At 72.8% G+C, this 18000-nt stretch carries 14 protein-coding genes; 7 read left to right on the top strand and 7 right to left on the bottom strand.

The window, feature by feature from the left end; translation table 11 throughout:
* Nucleotides 1-16: 16 nt before the first annotated feature.
* Both QF032_RS30655 and QF032_RS30650 read right to left on the bottom strand, forming a co-directional pair.
* Entirely contained in the window at nt 17-385 is a 369-nt protein-coding gene (locus QF032_RS30655) for a helix-turn-helix domain-containing protein (RefSeq protein WP_307046971.1), read from the bottom strand.
* A complete protein-coding gene (locus tag QF032_RS30650) occupies nt 382-663 on the bottom strand; it encodes a hypothetical protein (RefSeq protein ID WP_307046969.1) in 282 nt (93 codons plus the stop codon). Before QF032_RS30650 ends, QF032_RS30655 begins: the two co-directional genes overlap by 4 nt.
* A gap of 264 nt (nt 664-927) precedes the next feature.
* On the opposite strand from QF032_RS30650, the gene QF032_RS30645 reads away from it, so the two are divergent.
* The 3 genes from QF032_RS30645 to QF032_RS30635 all read left to right on the top strand — a co-directional run bounded on the left by QF032_RS30645 (nt 928) and on the right by QF032_RS30635 (nt 3521).
* The gene (locus QF032_RS30645) at nt 928-1758 is read left to right on the top strand and encodes a TIM barrel protein (protein ID WP_307058306.1); all 831 of its coding nucleotides are present in this window, start codon (nt 928-930) and stop codon (nt 1756-1758) included.
* A gap of 38 nt (nt 1759-1796) precedes the next feature.
* Entirely contained in the window at nt 1797-2687 is an 891-nt protein-coding gene (locus tag QF032_RS30640; RefSeq protein ID WP_307058304.1) for a 2-hydroxy-3-oxopropionate reductase, read from the top strand.
* A 594-nt stretch (nt 2688-3281) separates the two neighbouring features.
* A complete protein-coding gene (locus QF032_RS30635) occupies nt 3282-3521 on the top strand; it encodes a hypothetical protein (RefSeq protein ID WP_307046962.1) in 240 nt (79 codons plus the stop codon).
* A 245-nt stretch (nt 3522-3766) separates the two neighbouring features.
* Here QF032_RS30635 and gcl read toward each other — a convergent pair whose 3' ends face one another.
* Complete coding sequence (gcl, locus tag QF032_RS30630) at nt 3767-5551, bottom strand: glyoxylate carboligase (RefSeq protein ID WP_307058302.1); 1785 nt, start codon at nt 5549-5551, stop codon at nt 3767-3769.
* A 238-nt stretch (nt 5552-5789) separates the two neighbouring features.
* Between gcl and QF032_RS30625 the strand changes: the two genes are divergently transcribed.
* Nucleotides 5790-6644 carry a hypothetical protein gene (locus QF032_RS30625; RefSeq protein WP_307058300.1) on the top strand — a complete coding sequence of 285 codons (855 nt, stop codon included), beginning with the start codon at nt 5790-5792 and terminating at the stop codon, nt 6642-6644.
* A 116-nt stretch (nt 6645-6760) separates the two neighbouring features.
* Here the strand turns inward: QF032_RS30625 and QF032_RS30620 are convergent, their stop codons facing one another.
* Nucleotides 6761-8440, bottom strand: a complete 1680-nt coding sequence (locus tag QF032_RS30620; protein ID WP_307060424.1) for an AMP-binding protein — start codon at nt 8438-8440, stop codon at nt 6761-6763.
* 14 nt (nt 8441-8454) lie between these two features.
* Nucleotides 8455-10122: an AMP-binding protein gene (locus QF032_RS30615; protein ID WP_307058299.1), complete on the bottom strand. Its 1668-nt coding sequence runs from the start codon at nt 10120-10122 to the stop codon at nt 8455-8457.
* 124 nt (nt 10123-10246) lie between these two features.
* On the opposite strand from QF032_RS30615, the gene QF032_RS30610 reads away from it, so the two are divergent.
* From QF032_RS30610 to QF032_RS30600, 3 genes are all read left to right on the top strand, one after another.
* A complete protein-coding gene (locus tag QF032_RS30610) occupies nt 10247-11143 on the top strand; it encodes a helix-turn-helix transcriptional regulator (RefSeq protein ID WP_307058297.1) in 897 nt (298 codons plus the stop codon).
* A gap of 244 nt (nt 11144-11387) precedes the next feature.
* The gene (locus QF032_RS30605) at nt 11388-14204 is read left to right on the top strand and encodes an ATP-binding protein (protein WP_307058295.1); all 2817 of its coding nucleotides are present in this window, start codon (nt 11388-11390) and stop codon (nt 14202-14204) included.
* Nucleotides 14205-14466: 262 nt separating this feature from the next.
* Entirely contained in the window at nt 14467-15258 is a 792-nt protein-coding gene (locus QF032_RS30600; protein ID WP_307058293.1) for a S1 family peptidase, read from the top strand.
* Nucleotides 15259-15464: 206 nt separating this feature from the next.
* Here the strand turns inward: QF032_RS30600 and QF032_RS30595 are convergent, their stop codons facing one another.
* Nucleotides 15465-16574: a winged helix DNA-binding domain-containing protein gene (locus QF032_RS30595; RefSeq protein ID WP_307046949.1), complete on the bottom strand. Its 1110-nt coding sequence runs from the start codon at nt 16572-16574 to the stop codon at nt 15465-15467.
* A 299-nt stretch (nt 16575-16873) separates the two neighbouring features.
* Nucleotides 16874-17992: an enoyl-CoA hydratase/isomerase family protein gene (locus tag QF032_RS30590; protein ID WP_307058291.1), complete on the bottom strand. Its 1119-nt coding sequence runs from the start codon at nt 17990-17992 to the stop codon at nt 16874-16876.
* Between the last annotated feature and the right edge of the window lie 8 nt (nt 17993-18000).

Raw genomic sequence — 18000 nt, 5'->3', positions numbered from 1 at the left:
GCCGTCCGCGGAGCGTTCAGGCGCCCTTGTCCCGGTTGAGGTAGTTGTAGACGGTGAAGCGGCTCACCCCGAGCGCGCTCGCCACCGTCTCCACGCCGTGCCGCACGGAGAAGGCGCCGCGTGCCTCGAGTATCCGCACGACCTCCTGCTTGGCCTTGCGGTCCAGGTCGGCGAGCGGCTTGCCCTTCCTGCGCTCCATGGCGGCCAGGATGTGGTCGAGGGAGTCGGCGAGCTGGGGCAGCCGCACGGCGACGGCCTCGACGCCCTGCCAGGTCAGCACGACGTCCTCGGCCCCGGCCTCGTCCGGCGGGAGCATCTCGCCGCCCATCGCGTCGACCAGGGGCTTCACGGCCGCGATGAAGGCGTCGTCGCCGGCCGCGCTCACCGGCCCGCCCCGATGACGCCGCCGGTCCCGTCCGGGGCGTCCCCGATGACGTTGACCTGCAGCGAGATCCGGGTGGCGCCCGCGCCGAGAGACGTGCGCAGCAGGTCGCTGACGGCGGCGAGCACGGCGTCGGCGGCGCCCTCCGCGGTGTTGCCGAAGGGACCGACGTCGACCGCGTCCAGGGCGGCCGCCTCGATCACCGCACGAGCGGCCAGCGCATGCGCCGGCGCCTCGTCGAGATCGAAGGGCTCGGTGGTGAACTCCACTTTCAGTCGCATCGCGCCCCCACACCTCTCCGAACGGGACCGGGCCGACGACGCCCGGACCCCGACCCTAACGGACCGGGCCGACACTCACCCGGGAGTCCGGCAGGAGCCCGGCGGCCGACCCCCGAAGCGAGCGCCGCCGACCGACGCCAGGGCGGGCTCCCGTACTCCTCCGCCCCCTTGACAAGTCCCATCGACGGACGGCAGCCTTCCAGTAAGCAGAAACTAACTTCCGCATTACGGAAACACTCGAACGGAAGGGAGCGCGGAACCCCCATGGGCTTCGAAGACCTGCGCTTCAACGTCAACCTGTCGATCCTCTTCACGGAACTCCCGCTCCTGGAGCGCCCCGCGGCCGCCGCCGCGGCCGGCTTCACCGCAATCGAGCTGTGGTGGCCCTGGATCGACTCCCCCACCCCCGAGCCGTCCGAGCTCGACGCGCTCAGGACGGCGATCGAGGACGCGGGCGTCCGGCTCACGGGCCTCAACTTCTACGCCGGACGGCTCCCGGGCCCGGACCGCGGCGCGCTGTCGGTCCCCGGCGCGGAATCGGACCGGTTCCGCGCCAACGTCGACGTGGCCGCCGACTTCGCCGGCTCGCTCGGCTGCACGGCGCTCAACGCGCTCTACGGCAACCGGATCGACGGCGTGGACCCGGCCGAGCAGGACGCGCTCGCGCTGGAGAATCTGGTGCTCGCGGCCGGGGCGGCCCACCGGATCGGCGCGGTCCTGCTGATCGAGGCGCTGAACAGGCCCGAGTCGCCGCGCTACCCGCTGGTGAGCGCGGCCGCCGCGGTCGGCGTCGTCGACAAGGTCAACGAATTGAGCGGACTGGCCAACGCGAGGTTCCTGATGGACCTCTACCACCTGTCCATGAACGGCGAGGACCTGCCGTCGGTGATCGAGCGGTACGCCTCGGCGACGGGGCACGTGCAGATCGCCGACGATCCGGGCCGCGGCGCGCCGGGCACGGGTTCGCTCCCGCTGGAGGAGCTCCTCGGCCGGCTGCGCGAGGCCGGTTACGACGGGTGGGTCGGCCTCGAGTACAAGCCGGGCGACAGGCCGAGTTCCGAGTCCTTCGCCTGGCTCCCGCGCGCAGCCCGCTGAACGTCCCGCCATCGCACCGCAGTCAGAGAGGCACCCGCATGACCACCCTCCCCAAGATCGCCTGGATCGGCCTCGGCATCATGGGCTCCCCCATGTCCGAGAACCTGGTCAAGGCGGGCTACGACGTCACGGGCTTCACCCTGGAACAGGACAAACTGGACCGCCTGGCGGGCGCCGGCGGCACCGCGGCCGGGTCTCTCGCCGAGGCCGTGCGGGACGCCGACGTGATCGTCACGATGGTGCCCGCCTCGCCGCAGGTCGAGGCCATCGCCTACGGCCCGGACGGCATCCTCGAGAACGCGAGGTCCGGCGCGCTCCTGATCGACATGTCCTCGATCACCCCGCAGACCTCCGTCGAGCTGGCGAAGGCCGCCGCCGGCAAGGGCATCCGCGTGCTCGACGCCCCGGTCTCCGGCGGCGAGGCCGGCGCGATCGAGGCGGTGCTGTCCATCATGGTGGGCGGCGAGCAGGCCGACTTCGACGAGGCCGGGCCGATCTTCGAGGTCCTCGGCAGGACCGTCGTGCGGTGCGGCCCGCACGGCTCGGGCCAGACCGTGAAGGCCGCCAACCAGCTGATCGTCGCCGTCAACATCCAGGCGTGCGCGGAGGCCGTGGTCTTTCTGGAGAAGTCGGGCGTGGACCTGAAGGCGGCCCTCGAGGTCCTGGGCGGCGGCCTGGCCGGCTCGACCGTCCTGACGCGCAAGAAGGACAACTTCCTCGGCCGGGACTTCAAGCCGGGCTTCCGGATCGACCTGCACCACAAGGACATGGGCATCGTCACGGATGCCGCCCGCAGCGTGGGCGCGGCCCTGCCCGTGGGCGCCGTGGTCGCCCAGCTGGTCGCGAGCCTGCGGGCGCAGGGCGACGGCGGACTGGACCACTCCGCCCTGCTGCGGGCCGTGGAGCGCCTGTCCGGCGCCCAGGTCTGACCCTCCCCGCCCCCTCCGCTTCCGGGCGGCGTCGCCGCTGACATCTGTCCTGTCGCGCCCAGGCGGCGCCGCCCGGAATCCACTGAACCACTGTCGACACCCGCTCACCGGCGGCGGACAACCACCGCCGGAGAGCACTCGAGCGGCCCGCACCGGCCGACCGGCCCGGATGAGGGGTGACCGGCCGGCATCGTGCGGGCGGAACGAGGACCGCGGCGGCGTGTGAGCCAGTGCGGTGGTGAAGGTCCCGGTCCGCCCTTCCCGACCTGAGGGAAGGCCGACCCGGTTCCGTCACACCCGCCGCGGTCCCGGATCCCCGCTCTCCACCGAGCCCCGTCCGGCGGCGCGAACGTCCTATCGCGCCCGGCCCCGCGCCACCGGACGGCCCAGCCCAGCCCAGCGCTCCCCGCCGGCCCCACGCCGGACGGGGAGCGCCGCACGTCGTACGGCGTCGCCGCCCGCCGTGCCTGACCTGCGGGAGCCGCGTCGCCGCCCGCCGTGCATGCCCCCTGCCGCCGTGCCGGGCCCGGCCGGACCCTGCCCGCCCTTGCCGCCGACATGCGGATCGGCCTCCGCCGCAGGAGGCTTGAAGGCATGGGCGATCCGACGCGACATCCGCACATCGTGGTTCATCCGCCAGCGCTGGACGGGTCCCGCCGGGTCACCTCGGGCGATGCCGTGCTCGGGGTCGCCTCGCATCTCGACGACGTCGTCGAACTCCTGCGCCTGGCCGACCTCGACCGAACCGGCGTGGAGCGCAGCGAACTCGTCGAGTGGCAGGGCGGGGGCCCCGACGACTGGCCGGGACTGTCTCAGGAGCAGCACGAGGAGTAGTCCCGGGCGATGGCCCGAGGGGCGATCGCGGGCGGCCTTCGGGGGTTGGTCCGGGCCCGCAACCTCAAATCAACCTCTGAACGTCGTTCAGCAGGCTGCAACCGCCCGCCGGACAGGGCACATTGTGTGCACGCGGGGCCCGCCGACACGGGGGCGGCGGGCCCCGCGCCGTCCGAGGGGGACGGACGCGGAAGGGGCGGCCCGTCCTGAGGACGGGCCGCCCCTTCTCCACGCCGGGCGTCCGGTCAGACCCTCAGCGCCCTGACCGCGGTGGGCGCGTGCCCGGGTTCGGTGGCGAGTTCCTCGAACTCCACCACGTCGCCTATGTCGTTGGTGACGCTCATCGCGATGTCGGTGACGCGCTCCAGGATCGCCTCGACGACGACCGGCACCCGGAACTCGGCCGCGAGCTTCTTGGCCTGTTCGAAGGCGGCTGCCAGCTCGGCCGGGTCTGTCACCCGGATCGCCTTGCAGCCGAGCCCCTCGGCGACCTTCACATGGTCGACGCCGTAGCCGCCCAGTTCCGGCGCGTTGACGTTCTCGAACTCCAGCTTGACCTGGAAGTCGATGTCGAACGCCCGCTGCGCCTGCCGGATCAGCCCCAAGTAGGCGTTGTTGACCAGCACATGGATGTACGGGATCCGGTGCTGGGCGCCGACCGCCAGCTCCTCGATCATGAACTGGAAGTCGTAGTCCCCGGACAGGGCGACGACCTGCGCCCGCGGGTCGGCCTTGGCGACGCCGAGTGCCGCCGGGATCGTCCAGCCGAGGGGCCCGGCCTGGCCGCAGTTGATCCAGTGCCGCGGCCGGTGGACGTGCAGCATCTGGGCGCCCGCGATCTGTGACAGCCCGATGGTGCTGACGTACCGCGTCTCGGGCCCGAAGGCCTTGTTCATCTCCTCGTACACGCGCTGCGGCTTGATCGGGACGTCGTCGAAGTGCGTACGGCGCTGCAGGGTCGCCCGCCTGTGCTGCGCGGCGGCCGCCCACGCGGAGCGGTCGGGCAGCGCGCCCGCCGCCCCGGCCTCCCGCGCCGCCTCGACGAAGAGGCCGAGCGCCGCCTTCGCGTCCGACGCGATCCCGTAGTCCGGGGCGAAGATCCTGCCGATCTGGGTGGGCTCCACGTCGACGTGCACGAAGGTGCGGCCGGCCGTGTAGACGTCGATGCGGCCGGTGTGGCGGTTGGCCCAGCGGTTGCCGATGCCGAGGACGAAGTCGGACTCCAGGAACGTCGCGTTGCCGTAGCGGTGCGCGGTCTGCAGACCGACCATGCCCGCGTTCAGCTCGTGGTCGTCGGGGATGGCGCCCCAGCCCATCAGGGTCGGGATGACCGGGATCCCCGTCAACTCGGCGAATTCCACCAGGAGTTCGGTGGCGTCGGCCGTGATGACGCCACCGCCCGCGACGATCAGCGGCCGCTCGGACGCGTTCAGCATCCGCAGGGCTTTCTCGATCTGCGGGCGGGTCGCGGCCGGCTTGTACACGGGCAGCGGGGCGTACGTGTCCGGGTCGAACTCGATCTCCGTCTGCTGGACGTCGACGGGCAGGTCGATCAGGACCGGGCCCGGCCGGCCGGAGCGCATGAGGTGGAACGCCTGCTGGAAGACGCCCGGAACCTGGGCGGCCTCCAGGACGGTGACCGCCATCTTGGTCACCGGGGCGGCGATGGCGGCGATGTCGACGGCCTGGAAGTCCTCCTTGTGGATCACGGCGGTCGGCGCCTGGCCCGTGATGCACAGGATCGGGACCGAGTCGCCGATGGCGGAGTACAGCCCGGTGATCATGTCGGTGCCGGCCGGCCCCGAGGTGCCGATACAGACCCCGATGTTGCCCGGGTGGGTGCGGGTGTATCCCTCGGCCATGTGCGAGGCGCCCTCGACATGGCGGGCGAGCGTGTGCTCGACGCCCCCGGCGGCCCGGAGTGCCGCGTAGAAGGGATTGATCGCCGCACCGGGGACCCCGAACGCGCCGGTGACGCCCTCGAGCTTGAGGATCTCGACTGCCGCACGGGCAGCGGTCATACGAGCCATGGAGTACTCCTGCTTCGACTGCTTCAGAGGGTTCAGCTGTCGGATTCGCTCTCCCGTCGCGCCCCGCGGTGAGCCCTTCCCTTTGTTTCCGCCTGTTTCCGCCGCTTCCCGCGAATCCCTTCAGGCGCTATTTCCGTAATACGGAAAACTTTTTCTACTATCTGGAAGCAATGTAGGTGGGGGCGCGAAGGTCGTCAAGAGACGGACAGGCGGGTGCCGAAGGAGGACGATGGGGGTCATGTCCGTGAGCGTGCAGGTGCGCTGCCCGGCCTGCCGGCGGGAGCACCACTACACCGCGCCGTCCTATCCGTGCGCGTGCGGCGCCCCCGTCACGCCGGTGCTCGACCGGCTGACGGCCCCGAGCGCCGTGGCGCACCGGTCGTGGGACGACGAGTGGATCGCCCTGCGGTGTCCCTCGTGCGGGCGCCGGGACCAGTGGCCGCACCCGGAACTGGGATGCGCCTGCGGAACGGTGCTGCGCCTCCCCGTGACCGACCCGCCCGCGGACGCGCACGCCGACCCCACCGCAGACCCCTGCCCGGGCATCTCCCCAGGCAACTCCTGCGCGGATTCCGCCGTCGAGCCGAGCCCGGAGCCGGCGGCACCGTCGGCGACGCCCGCACCACCCGGCCCCGGGCAGACACCGGAACCGCGGACGCCGGAACCGCGGACGCCGGCGGCACCGACCCCGGCACCGACGCCGGCCGCACCCCGGAGCGCCTTCCGTCCCGTCGCCATCCGCACGGCGCGCGACGCGGTCACCTCGGCGGCGCTCTATCTGAACTGGCTCGGGCACGGGGACGTCCGGCGGGCAGACCAGCGGCCCACCTCCGGCATCGGTCTCGCCTCCCGGGGGCTCCTGGCCCAGGTGGACCCGAGTGTGCGGCCCGCCACGCTGCGGGACGTGGAATGCCTGTGGCTGACGGCCATGACGGAGTCCGCGGAGTGCGTCTACTTCTCGCTCGCCGGGTACGCGGACGACGCCCGCGCCCGGGCCGACCAACTGCGCGTTCCGCTGTTCGTGCTGGACCTCTCCGGCACCCCGCAGCCGGTCAACCCGCCGGCCGACGCCCTCGACGCCCGAGGCGGTTGAGGCACCCGGGGCGACTGACGCTGCCGAGGAGCCCGGGGCGGGCGGCCGAGCCGGCTGACCCGGCGAGGCGGCCACGGCTCCCTGGGCTCTGAGCCCTGCGCCCTGAGCCCTGAGCCCTAGAAGGCGTACTTCTCGCGCAACTCGACCTTGCGCACCTTCCCCGACACGGTCATGGGGAAGGCGTCCAGGATCTGCAGCCGGCTCGGGATCTTGTAGTGCGCCAACCGGCCCTGGCAGTACGCCCGCAGTCCTTCCAGCGTCAGGGGGTCCGCCGGGTCTGCCGGGATCACGCAGGCGAGCACCTCCTCGCCGTACGTGTCGTGCGGGATGCCGACGACCTGGACGTCCCTGATCCCGGGGTGGCCGTACAGGAACTCCTCGATCTCGCGCGGGTAGATGTTCTCCCCGCCCCGGATGATCATGTCCTTGATGCGGCCGACGATCTCCACGTATCCGTCTTCCCGCATCACGGCCAGGTCCCCGGTGTGCATCCAGCGTCCCGCGTCGATCACCTCGGCGGTCTTCTCGGGCTCGTTCCAGTAACCGAGCATCACGCTGTATCCGCGGGTGCAGAGTTCGCCGGGAACACCACGCGGCCGGGTCACGCCGTCCACCGGGTCCACGACCTTCACCTCGATGTGCGGCAGGACGCGTCCGACGGTGCCGGTGCGGTGCTCCAGGTCGTCGTCCCGGCGGGTCTGGGTGGAGACGGGCGAGGTCTCGGTCATGCCGTAACAGATCGACACCTGCGCCATGTTCATCTCGGCGACCACCCGCTTCATCACCTCGACCGGACAGGGCGAGCCCGCCATGATGCCGGTGCGCAGCGAGGAGAGGTCGTAGTCCGCGAAGCCGGGGAGGTTCAGCTCGGCGATGAACATGGTGGGAACGCCGTACAGGGACGTGCACCGCTCCTGCTGGACGGCCTCCAGCGTGGCCTTGGGGTCGAAGGACGGAGCCGGGATGACGATGCAGGCGCCGTGCGAGGTGGCCGCGAGGTTTCCCATCACCATGCCGAAGCAGTGGTAGAAGGGCACCGGGACGCAGATGCGGTCCCGCTCGCTGTAGGCGATCGACTCACCCACGAAGTAACCGTTGTTGAGAATGTTGTGGTGGGAGAGGGTGGCTCCCTTGGGGAAGCCCGTCGTGCCCGAGGTGTACTGGATGTTGATGGGATCGTCGCAGGACAGCTCGCTCTGGCGCGTCCGCAGATCCTCGTACGGATCGGGCGTTCCGCGCCGCAGCAACGCGTCCCAGCTCGGATCGCCGAAGTAGACGGTCTCGCGCAGTTGCGGGCACCTGCGGCGCACCTGCTCGACCATCGCCCGGTAGTCACTCGTCCTGTGGCTGAGGGAGGCGAACAGCACGGAGATCCCGGCCTGGTTCAGGACGTACTCGACCTCGTGCGTGCGGTAGGCCGGATTGATGTTGACCATGATCGCGCCGATGCGGGCGGTGGCGTACTGGACCAGCACCCACTCCGCGCAGTTGACCGCCCAGATGCCCACCCGGTCGCCCTTGGCGACCCCGCCGGCGAGCAGCGCGTGCGCCAGCCGGTCGACGTCCGCGCCGAACCGGGCGTAGGTCCAGCGCCGGCCGGACGGCACGTCGACCAGTGCCTCGCGGTCCGGCCAGGCCGCCACGGCCCGGTCCAGGTTCTGCCCGATCGTGTCCCCGAGCAGCACGGTCGTGCTCGTCCCGTGGGCGTACGAGGAGGCGGGCCCGGAGCCGGTCCCCGGCGTCGAGGGCGAGCCAGGCCCGGAGCCGGTCCCCGGCCGTGACGGCCGGCCGCTCATCCCGCTCACTCCGCTCACCGGAAGTCCTCCTCGCGGTACTCGTCCGCGGAGCCCGCCGCCGTCGCCTCGCGCAGCTCGATGCGGCGGATCTTGCCGCTGACGGTCTTGGGCAGCGGCGCGAACTCCAGACGGCGGATCCGCTTGTAGGCGGCGAGCACCTCGCGGGAGTGCTCGAACAGCGCCTTCGCCGTGCCGGGGCCCGGCTCCCAGCCCTCGGCGAGGACGACGTACGCCTTGGGCACCGCGAGGCGCAGCTCGTCCGGGGCGGGGACCACGGCCGCCTCCGCCACCGCCGCGTGCTCCAGCAGCGCGCTCTCCAGCTCGAAGGGGCTGATCTTGTAGTCGGACGCCTTGAAGACGTCGTCGGAGCGGCCCACGTAGGTGATGTAACCGTTCTCGTCACGGTTTCCGACGTCCCCGGTGCGGTAGTAGCCGCCGGCCATCGCCTCGGCGCTGCGGTCGGCGTCGCCGTGGTAGCCGGTCATCAGGCCCACCGGCCGTTCCGACAGGTCGAGCGCGATCTCGCCCTCCGTCGCGCCCGGCGCGCCCGACACCGGGTCGAGCAGCTCCACCCGGTATCCGGGGGCGGGCCGGCCCATCGAGCCGGTCTTCAGTTCCTGGCCGGGGCTGTTGGCGATCTGGACGGCCGTCTCGGTCTGGCCGAAGCCGTCCCGGACGGTCACTCCCCAGGCGCGGCGGACCTGCTCGATGACCTCGGGGTTGAGGGGTTCGCCCGCGGCCACCGCCTCGCGGGGCGGGGTGCGCAGCTGGGTGAGGTCGGCCTGGATGAGCATGCGCCACACGGTGGGCGGGGCACAGAAGGTCGTCACGCCCGCCCGGTCCATCTCCGCCATCAAGCGGACCGGGTCGAAACGCGTGTAATTGTGGATGAAAACGGTTGCTTCAGCGTTCCACGGGGCGAACAGGTTGGACCAGGCGTGCTTGGCCCAGCCGGGCGAGGAGATGTTGAGGTGGACGTCGCCGGGCCGCAGCCCGATCCAGTACATCGTCGACAGATGGCCGACCGGGTACGAGGTGTGGGTGTGCTCCACCAGTTTGGGCCGGGCGGTCGTGCCGGAGGTGAAGTAGAGCATCAGCGGGTCGTCGGCGAGGGTCGGGCCGTCCGGCGTGAAGCCGGCCTGGGCGTCGTACGCCTCCTCGTAGCGCTGCCAGCCCTCGGGTGCGCCGCCGACCGCGATCCGCGTGTAGTCGCCGGGGACCTCGTCGAACTTGACGGCGTCCGCGGACCGGACGAGGACGTGCCTGACCCGGCCGCGTTCCACGCGGTCGGCCAGGTCAGCAGGGCCGAGCAGCGGCGTCGCCGGGATGACGACGGCACGCAGTTTCATCGCGGCGAGCGCCGTCTCCCAGAGTTCGGCCTGGTTGCCGAGCATGACGAGGACGCGGTCCTCGGCGGCCACCCCGCGGCCGCGCAGCCAGTTCGCGATGCGGTCGGAGCGCTCGGACAGCTCGGCGAAGGTGCGGCGGGTTTCGGAACCGTCTTCTTCCACGATGTGCAGGGCGGTGCGCTCGTTGCCGTCGGCGATGGCGTCGAACCAGTCGAGGGCCCAGTTGAACTGCTCGGGGCGAGGCCACTCGAAACGCCCGTAAGCGGTTGTGTAGTCCTCGCGGTGTTCCAGCAGGAAGTCGCGGGCTCTGCGGAAGAGCTCCGTCGCCGTCATCTGTGTCCTCCTCGGTGCCGGACCATTGCCGGGCGGCTCTCCGACATCGTGTAATCCGTGATGCAGGTCTCACTACCCCCGAACGGGGGTGTGCGGCACCACGCCGCGCGGAAAGGGCGAGAACGTGGCAGCGGACGCGACCGGAACGGTGGAGATTCGCGGTGCGCTCATGCGGCTGCGCCGGGCGACCGGGTTGCCGGTCGCCTTCGGCGGTCTGGTGGAGCCCGGGCGGCAGCGGATGCGGATCAGCGAGTTCAGCGGCGCGGCCGGGCTCGCGCTGCGCGGGCTGACGGTGACGTCCGGGTACGGGCTCGGCGGCAAGGCGGTGGCGCTGGCCCGTCCGTGTGCGGTGACCGACTACTCGCTCTCCCGGCAGATCAGCCACGAGTACGACGCGGCCGTCGCCGAGGAGGGCCTGCGTTCGGTGCTGGCGATCCCGGTGGTGGTCCGGCGCCGGGTCCGCGGGGTGCTGTACGGGGCGCTGCGCACGGCGCAGCCGCTGGGCGATCGTACGCTGACCGCGGCGGCGCAGGCGGCACGGGACGTGGAGCAGGCGCTGGTCGTCGAGGACGAGGTGCGTGCGCTGCTGACGGCGGCCGGGCCGGGCTTCGGACCGGGTGCCGGATCGGGCGTCGTCCCGGGCGAGGGAGCGGCCGCGGGCCCGGACGGGGCGGGCGGAGCGGCCGGCTGGGAGCAGGTGCGCGAGGCGCACGCGGCCCTGCGGGCCCTGGCCCCGCGGATCGCCGACCCCGCGCTGCGCGCCGACCTCCTCGACGCCTGCGGGCTGCTGGCCTCGGGGCCGTCGCAGGACCCGGTGCGGCAGCCGGTCGTCCTCGCCCCACGGGAGCTGGACGTGCTGGCGTGCGTGGCGGCGGGGGCGACGAACGGGGCGATCGCCGAGCGGCTCGGGCTGCGGGCGGAGACGGTCAAGGGCTACCTGAGATCGGCGATGCGCAGACTGGGCGCACGCACCCGGGGAGAGGCGGTGGTCGCGGCCCGCAGAGCGGGTCTGCTGCCGTAGCGCGAGCGGTCGGCGCGCCCCTGGACCGGGGTGCGGGACACTGCGGGCACGGCCGGTCCGAGCACGGCGGAGGCAGCGATCACATCCGGCCAGGGAGGCCCCTCACGACACGGAACCATTCACTCACCGTTGCCATGAATTTCCCTATGCGTCACGTTGTTATATCCCTCACCACGATCCGCCTCCGAATTTCAAAGAGTCGTTGCCTAGAATTTGGCCCGGACACGACACTCAGAAGGGAGCGGTGACCGTGCGACGGGACTTCAAGGAGCCTGCCAGATGCCGCCCCGACCTGGTCATCGGCAGGGAGGAGCTGGTCACGTCCGCCCGTGACCAGCTGACGCGCGGCGGCAGTGTCCTGCTGCACGGCCCGGCCGGAATAGGAAAGTCGACCGTGCTGCGGGCATTGGCCGCGGATTACGGCGACGCGGCGCGCACCGTCCTGCGCTGCTCGGCGACCGAGTCCGAATCCCACCTCCCCTTCCTGGCCCTGGCGGACCTCTTCGGCCTCGTCCTGGACGAGATCTCGGACAAGTTGCCCGCCGCGCAGCGCACCGCCCTGGAGTCGGCGCTCACCGGGCGCGGCGAGTCGACGCTGCAGCGCGACGGCCTCGCCCTGCGGCTGGCCGTCCTGTCCGCGCTGCGCATCCTCGCCGCCGCGGGCCCCGTGCTGCTCGTCGCCGACGACCTGCAGTGGCTGGACTCGGCGAGCGCCGAGCTCCTCGGCTTCGCCGCCCGCCGTCTCGGCGACACCCCCGTCCAGCTGCTGTGCGCGGTGCGCACCGAGGGACAGGAGTACGACCGGCATCTACGCGCGTCCCCGCCGGACACCCTCGCCGTCCGCCTCAACCCGCTCTCCCGCAACCAGGTCTCCGCGCTCCTCGACCACCGCGGCTACACCGACCTGCCCCGCTCCACGGTCCGGGAGATCCACCGCACCAGCGGCGGCAACCCCCTGTTCGCGCTGGAGCTCGGCCGCGCCCTCGGCGAGAACCCGACGCCGCCCCGCCCCGGCGAGCCGCTGCCGGTGCCGACCTCGCTGCGCGCCCTGGTCCTCAGCCGCCTGGACATGCTCTCCGACGAGGCCCGGCGCACCCTGCTGGTGGCCAGCGCCGGCGCCCGCCCCACGCTGGCCCTGCTGCACGCGGCCGGCCGGGAGAACGCCGAGGCGGAGACCGCGCAGGCGGCGGCCCTCGGACTGCTGGCGACCGAGCCGGAGGGCCCGGCCGTCCGGTTCGCGCACCCGCTGATCTCCGCCGCGCTGTACGCGGAGGCGCCCCCGCAGGAGCGCCGGGCCGCGCACGCCGCGCTGTCCACCGCCGCCTCCGACCCGATCGAGCGGGCCCGCAACCTCGCCATGGCCACCACCGGCACCGACCCGGAGGTCGCCGCCCGGCTCGCCGAGGCCGCGGCCCTGGCCCGCGACCGGGGCGCGCCGTCAGTGGCCGCCTCGCTCGGCCTGCTCGCCGCCCGGCACACCCCGCCGGACGGCACGCCCGGCCCGGACGAACACCGGCTGTGCGCCGCCGAGGACGCCATCACCGCCGGCGAGGTGGACCTGGCCCGGGACATCGCGCGTGAGGTGCTGACCCGGGCGACCGTCCCCGCCGACCGGATCCGCGCCTGGGAGGTGGTCATCGAGGCCGCCGGACAGGCCCTCGGCGACGTCGACGCCGTCTTCCCGCAGGCCCTCGCCGACGCCGGCGACGACCCCCGGCTGCTCGCCCTCGTCCACTACCACCTCGCCTGGCGCAAGCTGATCGTCGAGGGCGACTTCTCCGAGGCGCGGCAGGAGGCCGCGCACGCCGCGGAGCTTGCGGCGCGCGGCGGCGACCGGCGCACCGAGCTGATGGCGCTGTCGTTCCAGTCGTCAACTGAGACCCTGATGGGCCATCCGAACGCCCCCGCGACCATCAAGCAGGCCATGCGGGAGCCTCAGGACCCCTACGTGGCCTGCCACCACAACGGCGTCGGCGCGGCGAGGTTCCGCTGGCTGATGATGAGCGACCAGCTGCCCGAGGCCCGGTCGACGATCACCGCGCTGCTGCGCGAGGTCCGGCGGCGCGGCATGGTCGAGAGCGAGGTGCACTTCCAGCGCTTCCTCGCCGAGACCGAACTGCGCTCCGGGCACTGCGGACGCGCCCTCGACCTGGCCCGCGAGAGCCTCAGGCTGGCCCGTGACTCGGGTATCGGCCTGGGCGCCTCCGCGATGCTGGCCTCCCTCGCCGAGGCCTCGGGCGGCGACGTGGGACAGGCGCTGGCACTGGCCCGGGAGGCGGCGGGGCGGGCCGAGGAGGACGGCGACCAGATGTACCTCTCGCGCGCCCTGGCGGCGCTGGGCCACGCCCAGTTCGTGGCCGGCGACGCGGCGGGCGCGGTCGGCTCGCTGCGCCGGGTGCGCGAGCTGGAGCAGGGCCTGGGCATCACCGACCCGGCGCGCGGCCGCTGGCAGGGCGACCTGGCCGAGGCGCTGGTCCGGGTCGGCGAGCCGGGAGAGGCGCAGGACGTCATCGCCGTGACGCGCGAACACGCGCTGCGGCTGGACCGGGAGAGCGTGCTGGCCGTGCTGGACCGGGCGGAGGCCCTGGTGCGGGCGGCGCTCGGCGACCACGAGGGGGCGCTGTCCCGGCTGACGTCCGCTCAGGACCGGCTCGCCAAGCTCGGCTACGGGCTGGAGGAGGCGCGGGCGGCGTTCGCGCTGGCCCGGCTGCGCACCGGACGGCCGGGACCGACGTCGTACGACGAGGCGGCACGGCTGTTCCGGCGGTGCCGGGCGCTGCCCTGGCTGCGTCAGGTGGACGAGGCCGCCGCACAGGGCGCGGGCGAACCGTCCGTCCTCACCGCGCAGACCCCGCCCTCCGACGCGCTGGCGGGACTGGCCGCGATGGAGCGTCAGGTCGCGGCGCTCGTCATGGAGGGGGCGACCAACCGGGAGATCGCCGCGCGGCTGTTCATCAGCGTCAAGACGGTCGAGGCGACCCTGACCCGGGTCTACCGCAAGCTGGGGATCCGCTCGCGGGTGGACATCGTCCGGTTGGCGGCGGGGCGTCACGCGAAGTGAGGATCGCGCGGGTTAACTGCCCCTCGGGGGCGACCCGCGCGCAGGACGTCCCCCTGAGCGGGGGTACGGCGACAGCACTGCCGGACCGAGGGTTTTCCCTGCCCCAACTCCCCTAGGGGGTTCCCTCATTGGGGACGCCGGGCACCGGGTCCTAGCGTAAGGGACGTGCCGCTCGCCCGGGCACACGGGGGTCGGTCCCGCGACCCCCGTGCACACCCCCACACCCGCGCGACCCCCCACCGGCAACCCCTCGAGGAGTTCCATGTTCGGGCGCAACCGCGTGAAGAGAACCGCCGCCGTCGTCGCGGCGACCGCCGCCACGGCGGCGACCGTACTGCTCGGCGCCCCCACCGCCGTCGCAGCCCCGCAGCCGATCGTCGGCGGCACGCCGACCACGACCACGGCGTATCCGTTCATGATGCAGATCACCGACGCCTCGCAGAACCAGTTCTGCGGCGGCACCCTCGTCTCGGCCACCAAGGTGGTCACCGCCGCACACTGCATGGTCGGCGAGACCACGAGCAGCGTGCGCGTCGTCGGCGGCCGCACCTACCTCAACGGCACCAACGGCACGGTCAGCCGGGTGAGCAGGATCTGGGTCAACCCGGGATACACGGACGCCACCAACGGCGACGACGTGGCCGTCCTGACCCTGTCGACGTCGATGCCGTACACCAAGGCGTCGTACGTCTCCTCGTCCCAGACCGGCGTGTACGCGGCCGGCACCACCGCCCGCATCATCGGCTGGGGCACCACCTCGGAGAACGGCAGCTCCTCCAACCAGCTGCGGACCGCGACCGTCCCGATCGTGTCCGACTCCAGCTGCAAGAGCTCCTACGGTTCGGACTTCGTCCAGACCGACATGGTTTGCGCCGGATACACCTCCGGCGGTACAGACACCTGCCAGGGCGACAGCGGCGGTCCCCTGCTCATCGGGGGCGTCCTGGCAGGGATCACTTCTTGGGGCGAGGGCTGCGCGGAAGGCGGTTACCCGGGTGTGTACACCCGGCTGACCGCCTTCTCCAGCCTGGTGACCGCACAGGTCAACTCGTAAGTCCGGGGTAGCCCCCGAGAAACTCCTGAGCATCCCTCAGGGAACGACCAGGGGGCGCTGCGAGCCTCCACGAGCGGCCCGCAGCGCCCCCTGTCCATCCGTCCACGCCCCCACCGGTCGCCGGTGGGGGCGTTGCGCGTGGTGCACCGCCCGGCGGTGCGGGGCGCGGCCCCCGACCGTTTCGGCTGTTGCCGCTGTTTCCGGCGTCAGGTCCGCAGGACCGTCCCGAACCGGATGTCGTAGGACTCCCCGGGGTGCATCACGGCCAGCACACGCTCGCCCTCGGCCAGCACGTCATGCCTCTGCGCGCCGGTGAGGCGGCCGAAGGGCTCGACGACCAGGGCGTCTCGCTCCAGTCGCCACACGCCCGCCAGGAAGCCGTCGACCAGGAGGGTGCAGTACGCCTGGTTGCCCTGCCAGGAACGCCCCCAGTACTCGGGCGGGATGACGCGGCCGCGGTCGGCGTGGGAGAGGAGAAGGTTGTCGAACTCGGCGAGGAACCGCGGCGGGGCCGGGGTTTCGGGGTCGGGGCGCGGGGCCTCGGGCAGGTCGAACAGCTCGACGCCGTGCTCGTCCCGGAAGACCGACAGCTGCGGGCGCAGACGTTCGAAGGCCTCGCGCAGCCGGGTCAGGCCGGCCCAGGTCTGCATGTCCTTGACAGAGGCCGGGCCGAAGGCCGCCAGATAGCGCAGGACGACGGCGTCCACCGCGGGCGCCTGCTCGGCGGGGCGGCCCAGCCAGTGCTCGGCGGTGGTGAGGGCGACCTGTCCGCTCCGGCCCCACAGCCCGCGCGGAGTGACCTGGACCAGGGGCAGTCGGCAGCGGGCGGCCACGGCGAGGGACGCCGGGTCGGCGTCCGGCCACTCCACGGTGAGCGCCTCGCGCAGTTGGCCCATGGTGCGCGGCTCGTCCTCGACCAGCTTGCGGGCGAGGACCGCGAGCCGGTCGAGGTCGACCCCGACGAGTCCCTTGCGGAAGTTGGTCAGCTCCCGCTCGCGGGCGGGCTGGACGAGCGGCCGGAGGGTCAGGCAGTCGTCCGCGGTGTGGGTGTGGATGGTGGAGCGCATGCTGACGATGCGGACGACCTCACGGTCGGCCATCAGCCCCGACAACTGCTCCGGGGCGAAGCCCTCGAGGCGGGCGGCGAGCGCGTAGTACGGCGGCTTGACGTTCTGCGCCTGCAGTCCGAGAAGGTGCTCCACCGCGGCCTTGGCGGACAACTCGGCCGGGCTCAGCAGCAGTTGCCGGGCGAGGGTGGCACGGTTGAGAGCCCGGACGTCGAGCACGGGGCCCACCGGGGACGTCGTCTTCGTCATACGATCAAGCTAGCCGGACTTGCGGACAGGTCCTGTCCGCAACGCGGGCGGGAGTGAGCGCCGACGCGGGGCGACCTCACCCCGGCATCGGGTCGACCTCGCAAACAGGCTCGGCCTCGGCATCGACCTCGCAGTCGGGGTCGGGGTCGGGCTCCGGGTCGGGGTCGGTCCCGATCGAGGCGCGGCGGCCGGGTGCCCGGCAGGACGGGTGTGCCGGCCATGCCGGGTTCGCGAGGCCGTCGGCGCGCTCCGTGGCGGTCAGGCCTGGCCACGGGTGGGTCCGAGAGGACGCGCCGGGTTCAGGGGCGCGGTGAGGCCGAGCGGTCGAATGGAGGTTGGTGAGCCGGGCGGGCCGGGTGAGGGGACGGTGGTCCGGCGAGACCGAGTTCCCGGGTGCCGAGCGGGGTGAAGAAACGCTCCACGTCGGCGGCGGCGACCTCGGCGAGGGTGGCCGGCGACCAGCGCGGGGTGCGGTCCTTGTCGACGATCTGGGCGCGGACTCCCTCGACGAGGTCGGGGCTGGTCAGAGCGGCGCACGAAACGCGGTACTCCTGGTCCAGCACCTCCTCCAGGGAGCCGAGCCGCCGGGAGCGGTGCAGGGCGGCCAGGGTGACCTTCAGGGCGGTGGGCGACCGCGTGAGCAGGGTCTCCGCGGCCTCCGCGGCGGCCGGGTCGCCGTGGGCGCGCAGACGCCGGACGATCTCCTCGACCGTGCCGGCGGCGTAACACGCGTCGATCCACCCGCGCGCCGCGGCCAACTCCCCTTGCGGCGGGGGCTGCTCGTGACGGGCGACGGCCTCGCTCACCGGCAGGTCGGCGAGTTCGGCGAGAAACGTTGGCAGCGAGGCGGACGGCACGTAGTGGTCGGCGAGTCCGCACAGCACGGCGTCGCCCGCGCCGATCTGCGCACCCGTCAGGGCGAGATGGACGCCGAGTTCACCCGGCGCACGGCCGAGCAGGTGGGTGCCGCCGACGTCGGGCACGAATCCGATGCCGGTCTCGGGCATGGCGATCCGGGAGCGCTCGGTGACGACCCGCACGCCGCCGTGCGCCGACACGCCGACGCCGCCGCCCATGACGATGCCGTCCATGAGCGCGACATAGGGCTTGGGGTAACGGGCGATACGGGCGTTGAGACGGTACTCGTCGCGCCAGAAGGCCGCCGAGGCCCTCCCGTCGCCGTCGCGGGCGTCGTCGTGGACGGCGCGGATGTCACCGCCCGCGCACAGACCGCGTTCCCCCGCGCCGGTGAGCACGACGGTCTCGACGGCGGGGTCGTGCTCCCACGCCGTCAGCGCGTCGTCGATCCGGCGCACCATCGCATGGTTCAGGGCGTTGAGAGCGCGTGGGCGGTTGAGGACGAGGCGGCCGGCCCGGCCGACGGTCTTCAGCAGGACGGGGTCGTCGGCGCCGGTCATCCGCGGAC

The sequence above is a fragment of the Streptomyces achromogenes genome, assembly GCF_030816715.1.
Taxonomy (GTDB): domain Bacteria; phylum Actinomycetota; class Actinomycetes; order Streptomycetales; family Streptomycetaceae; genus Streptomyces; species Streptomyces achromogenes_A.
Note: the sequence above shows the minus strand (reverse complement) of the source record. Positions and strands in the feature narration are given on the sequence as shown.

Bases quoted from the DNA above. Each gene is read 5' to 3' on its own strand.
- QF032_RS30650 (WP_307046969.1), bottom strand. From the start codon at position 663: ATGCGACTGAAAGTGGAGTTCACCACCGAGCCCTTCGATCTCGACGAG.
- QF032_RS30645 (WP_307058306.1), top strand. From the start codon at position 928: ATGGGCTTCGAAGACCTGCGCTTCAACGTCAACCTGTCGATCCTCTTC.
- QF032_RS30640 (WP_307058304.1), top strand. From the start codon at position 1,797: ATGACCACCCTCCCCAAGATCGCCTGGATCGGCCTCGGCATCATGGGC.
- QF032_RS30635 (WP_307046962.1), top strand. From the start codon at position 3,282: ATGGGCGATCCGACGCGACATCCGCACATCGTGGTTCATCCGCCAGCG.
- gcl (WP_307058302.1), bottom strand. From the start codon at position 5,551: ATGGCTCGTATGACCGCTGCCCGTGCGGCAGTCGAGATCCTCAAGCTC.
- QF032_RS30625 (WP_307058300.1), top strand. From the start codon at position 5,790: ATGTCCGTGAGCGTGCAGGTGCGCTGCCCGGCCTGCCGGCGGGAGCAC.
- QF032_RS30620 (WP_307060424.1), bottom strand. From the start codon at position 8,440: ATGAGCGGCCGGCCGTCACGGCCGGGGACCGGCTCCGGGCCTGGCTCG.
- QF032_RS30615 (WP_307058299.1), bottom strand. From the start codon at position 10,122: ATGACGGCGACGGAGCTCTTCCGCAGAGCCCGCGACTTCCTGCTGGAA.
- QF032_RS30600 (WP_307058293.1), top strand. From the start codon at position 14,467: ATGTTCGGGCGCAACCGCGTGAAGAGAACCGCCGCCGTCGTCGCGGCG.
- QF032_RS30595 (WP_307046949.1), bottom strand. From the start codon at position 16,574: ATGACGAAGACGACGTCCCCGGTGGGCCCCGTGCTCGACGTCCGGGCT.
- QF032_RS30590 (WP_307058291.1), bottom strand. From the start codon at position 17,992: ATGACCGGCGCCGACGACCCCGTCCTGCTGAAGACCGTCGGCCGGGCC.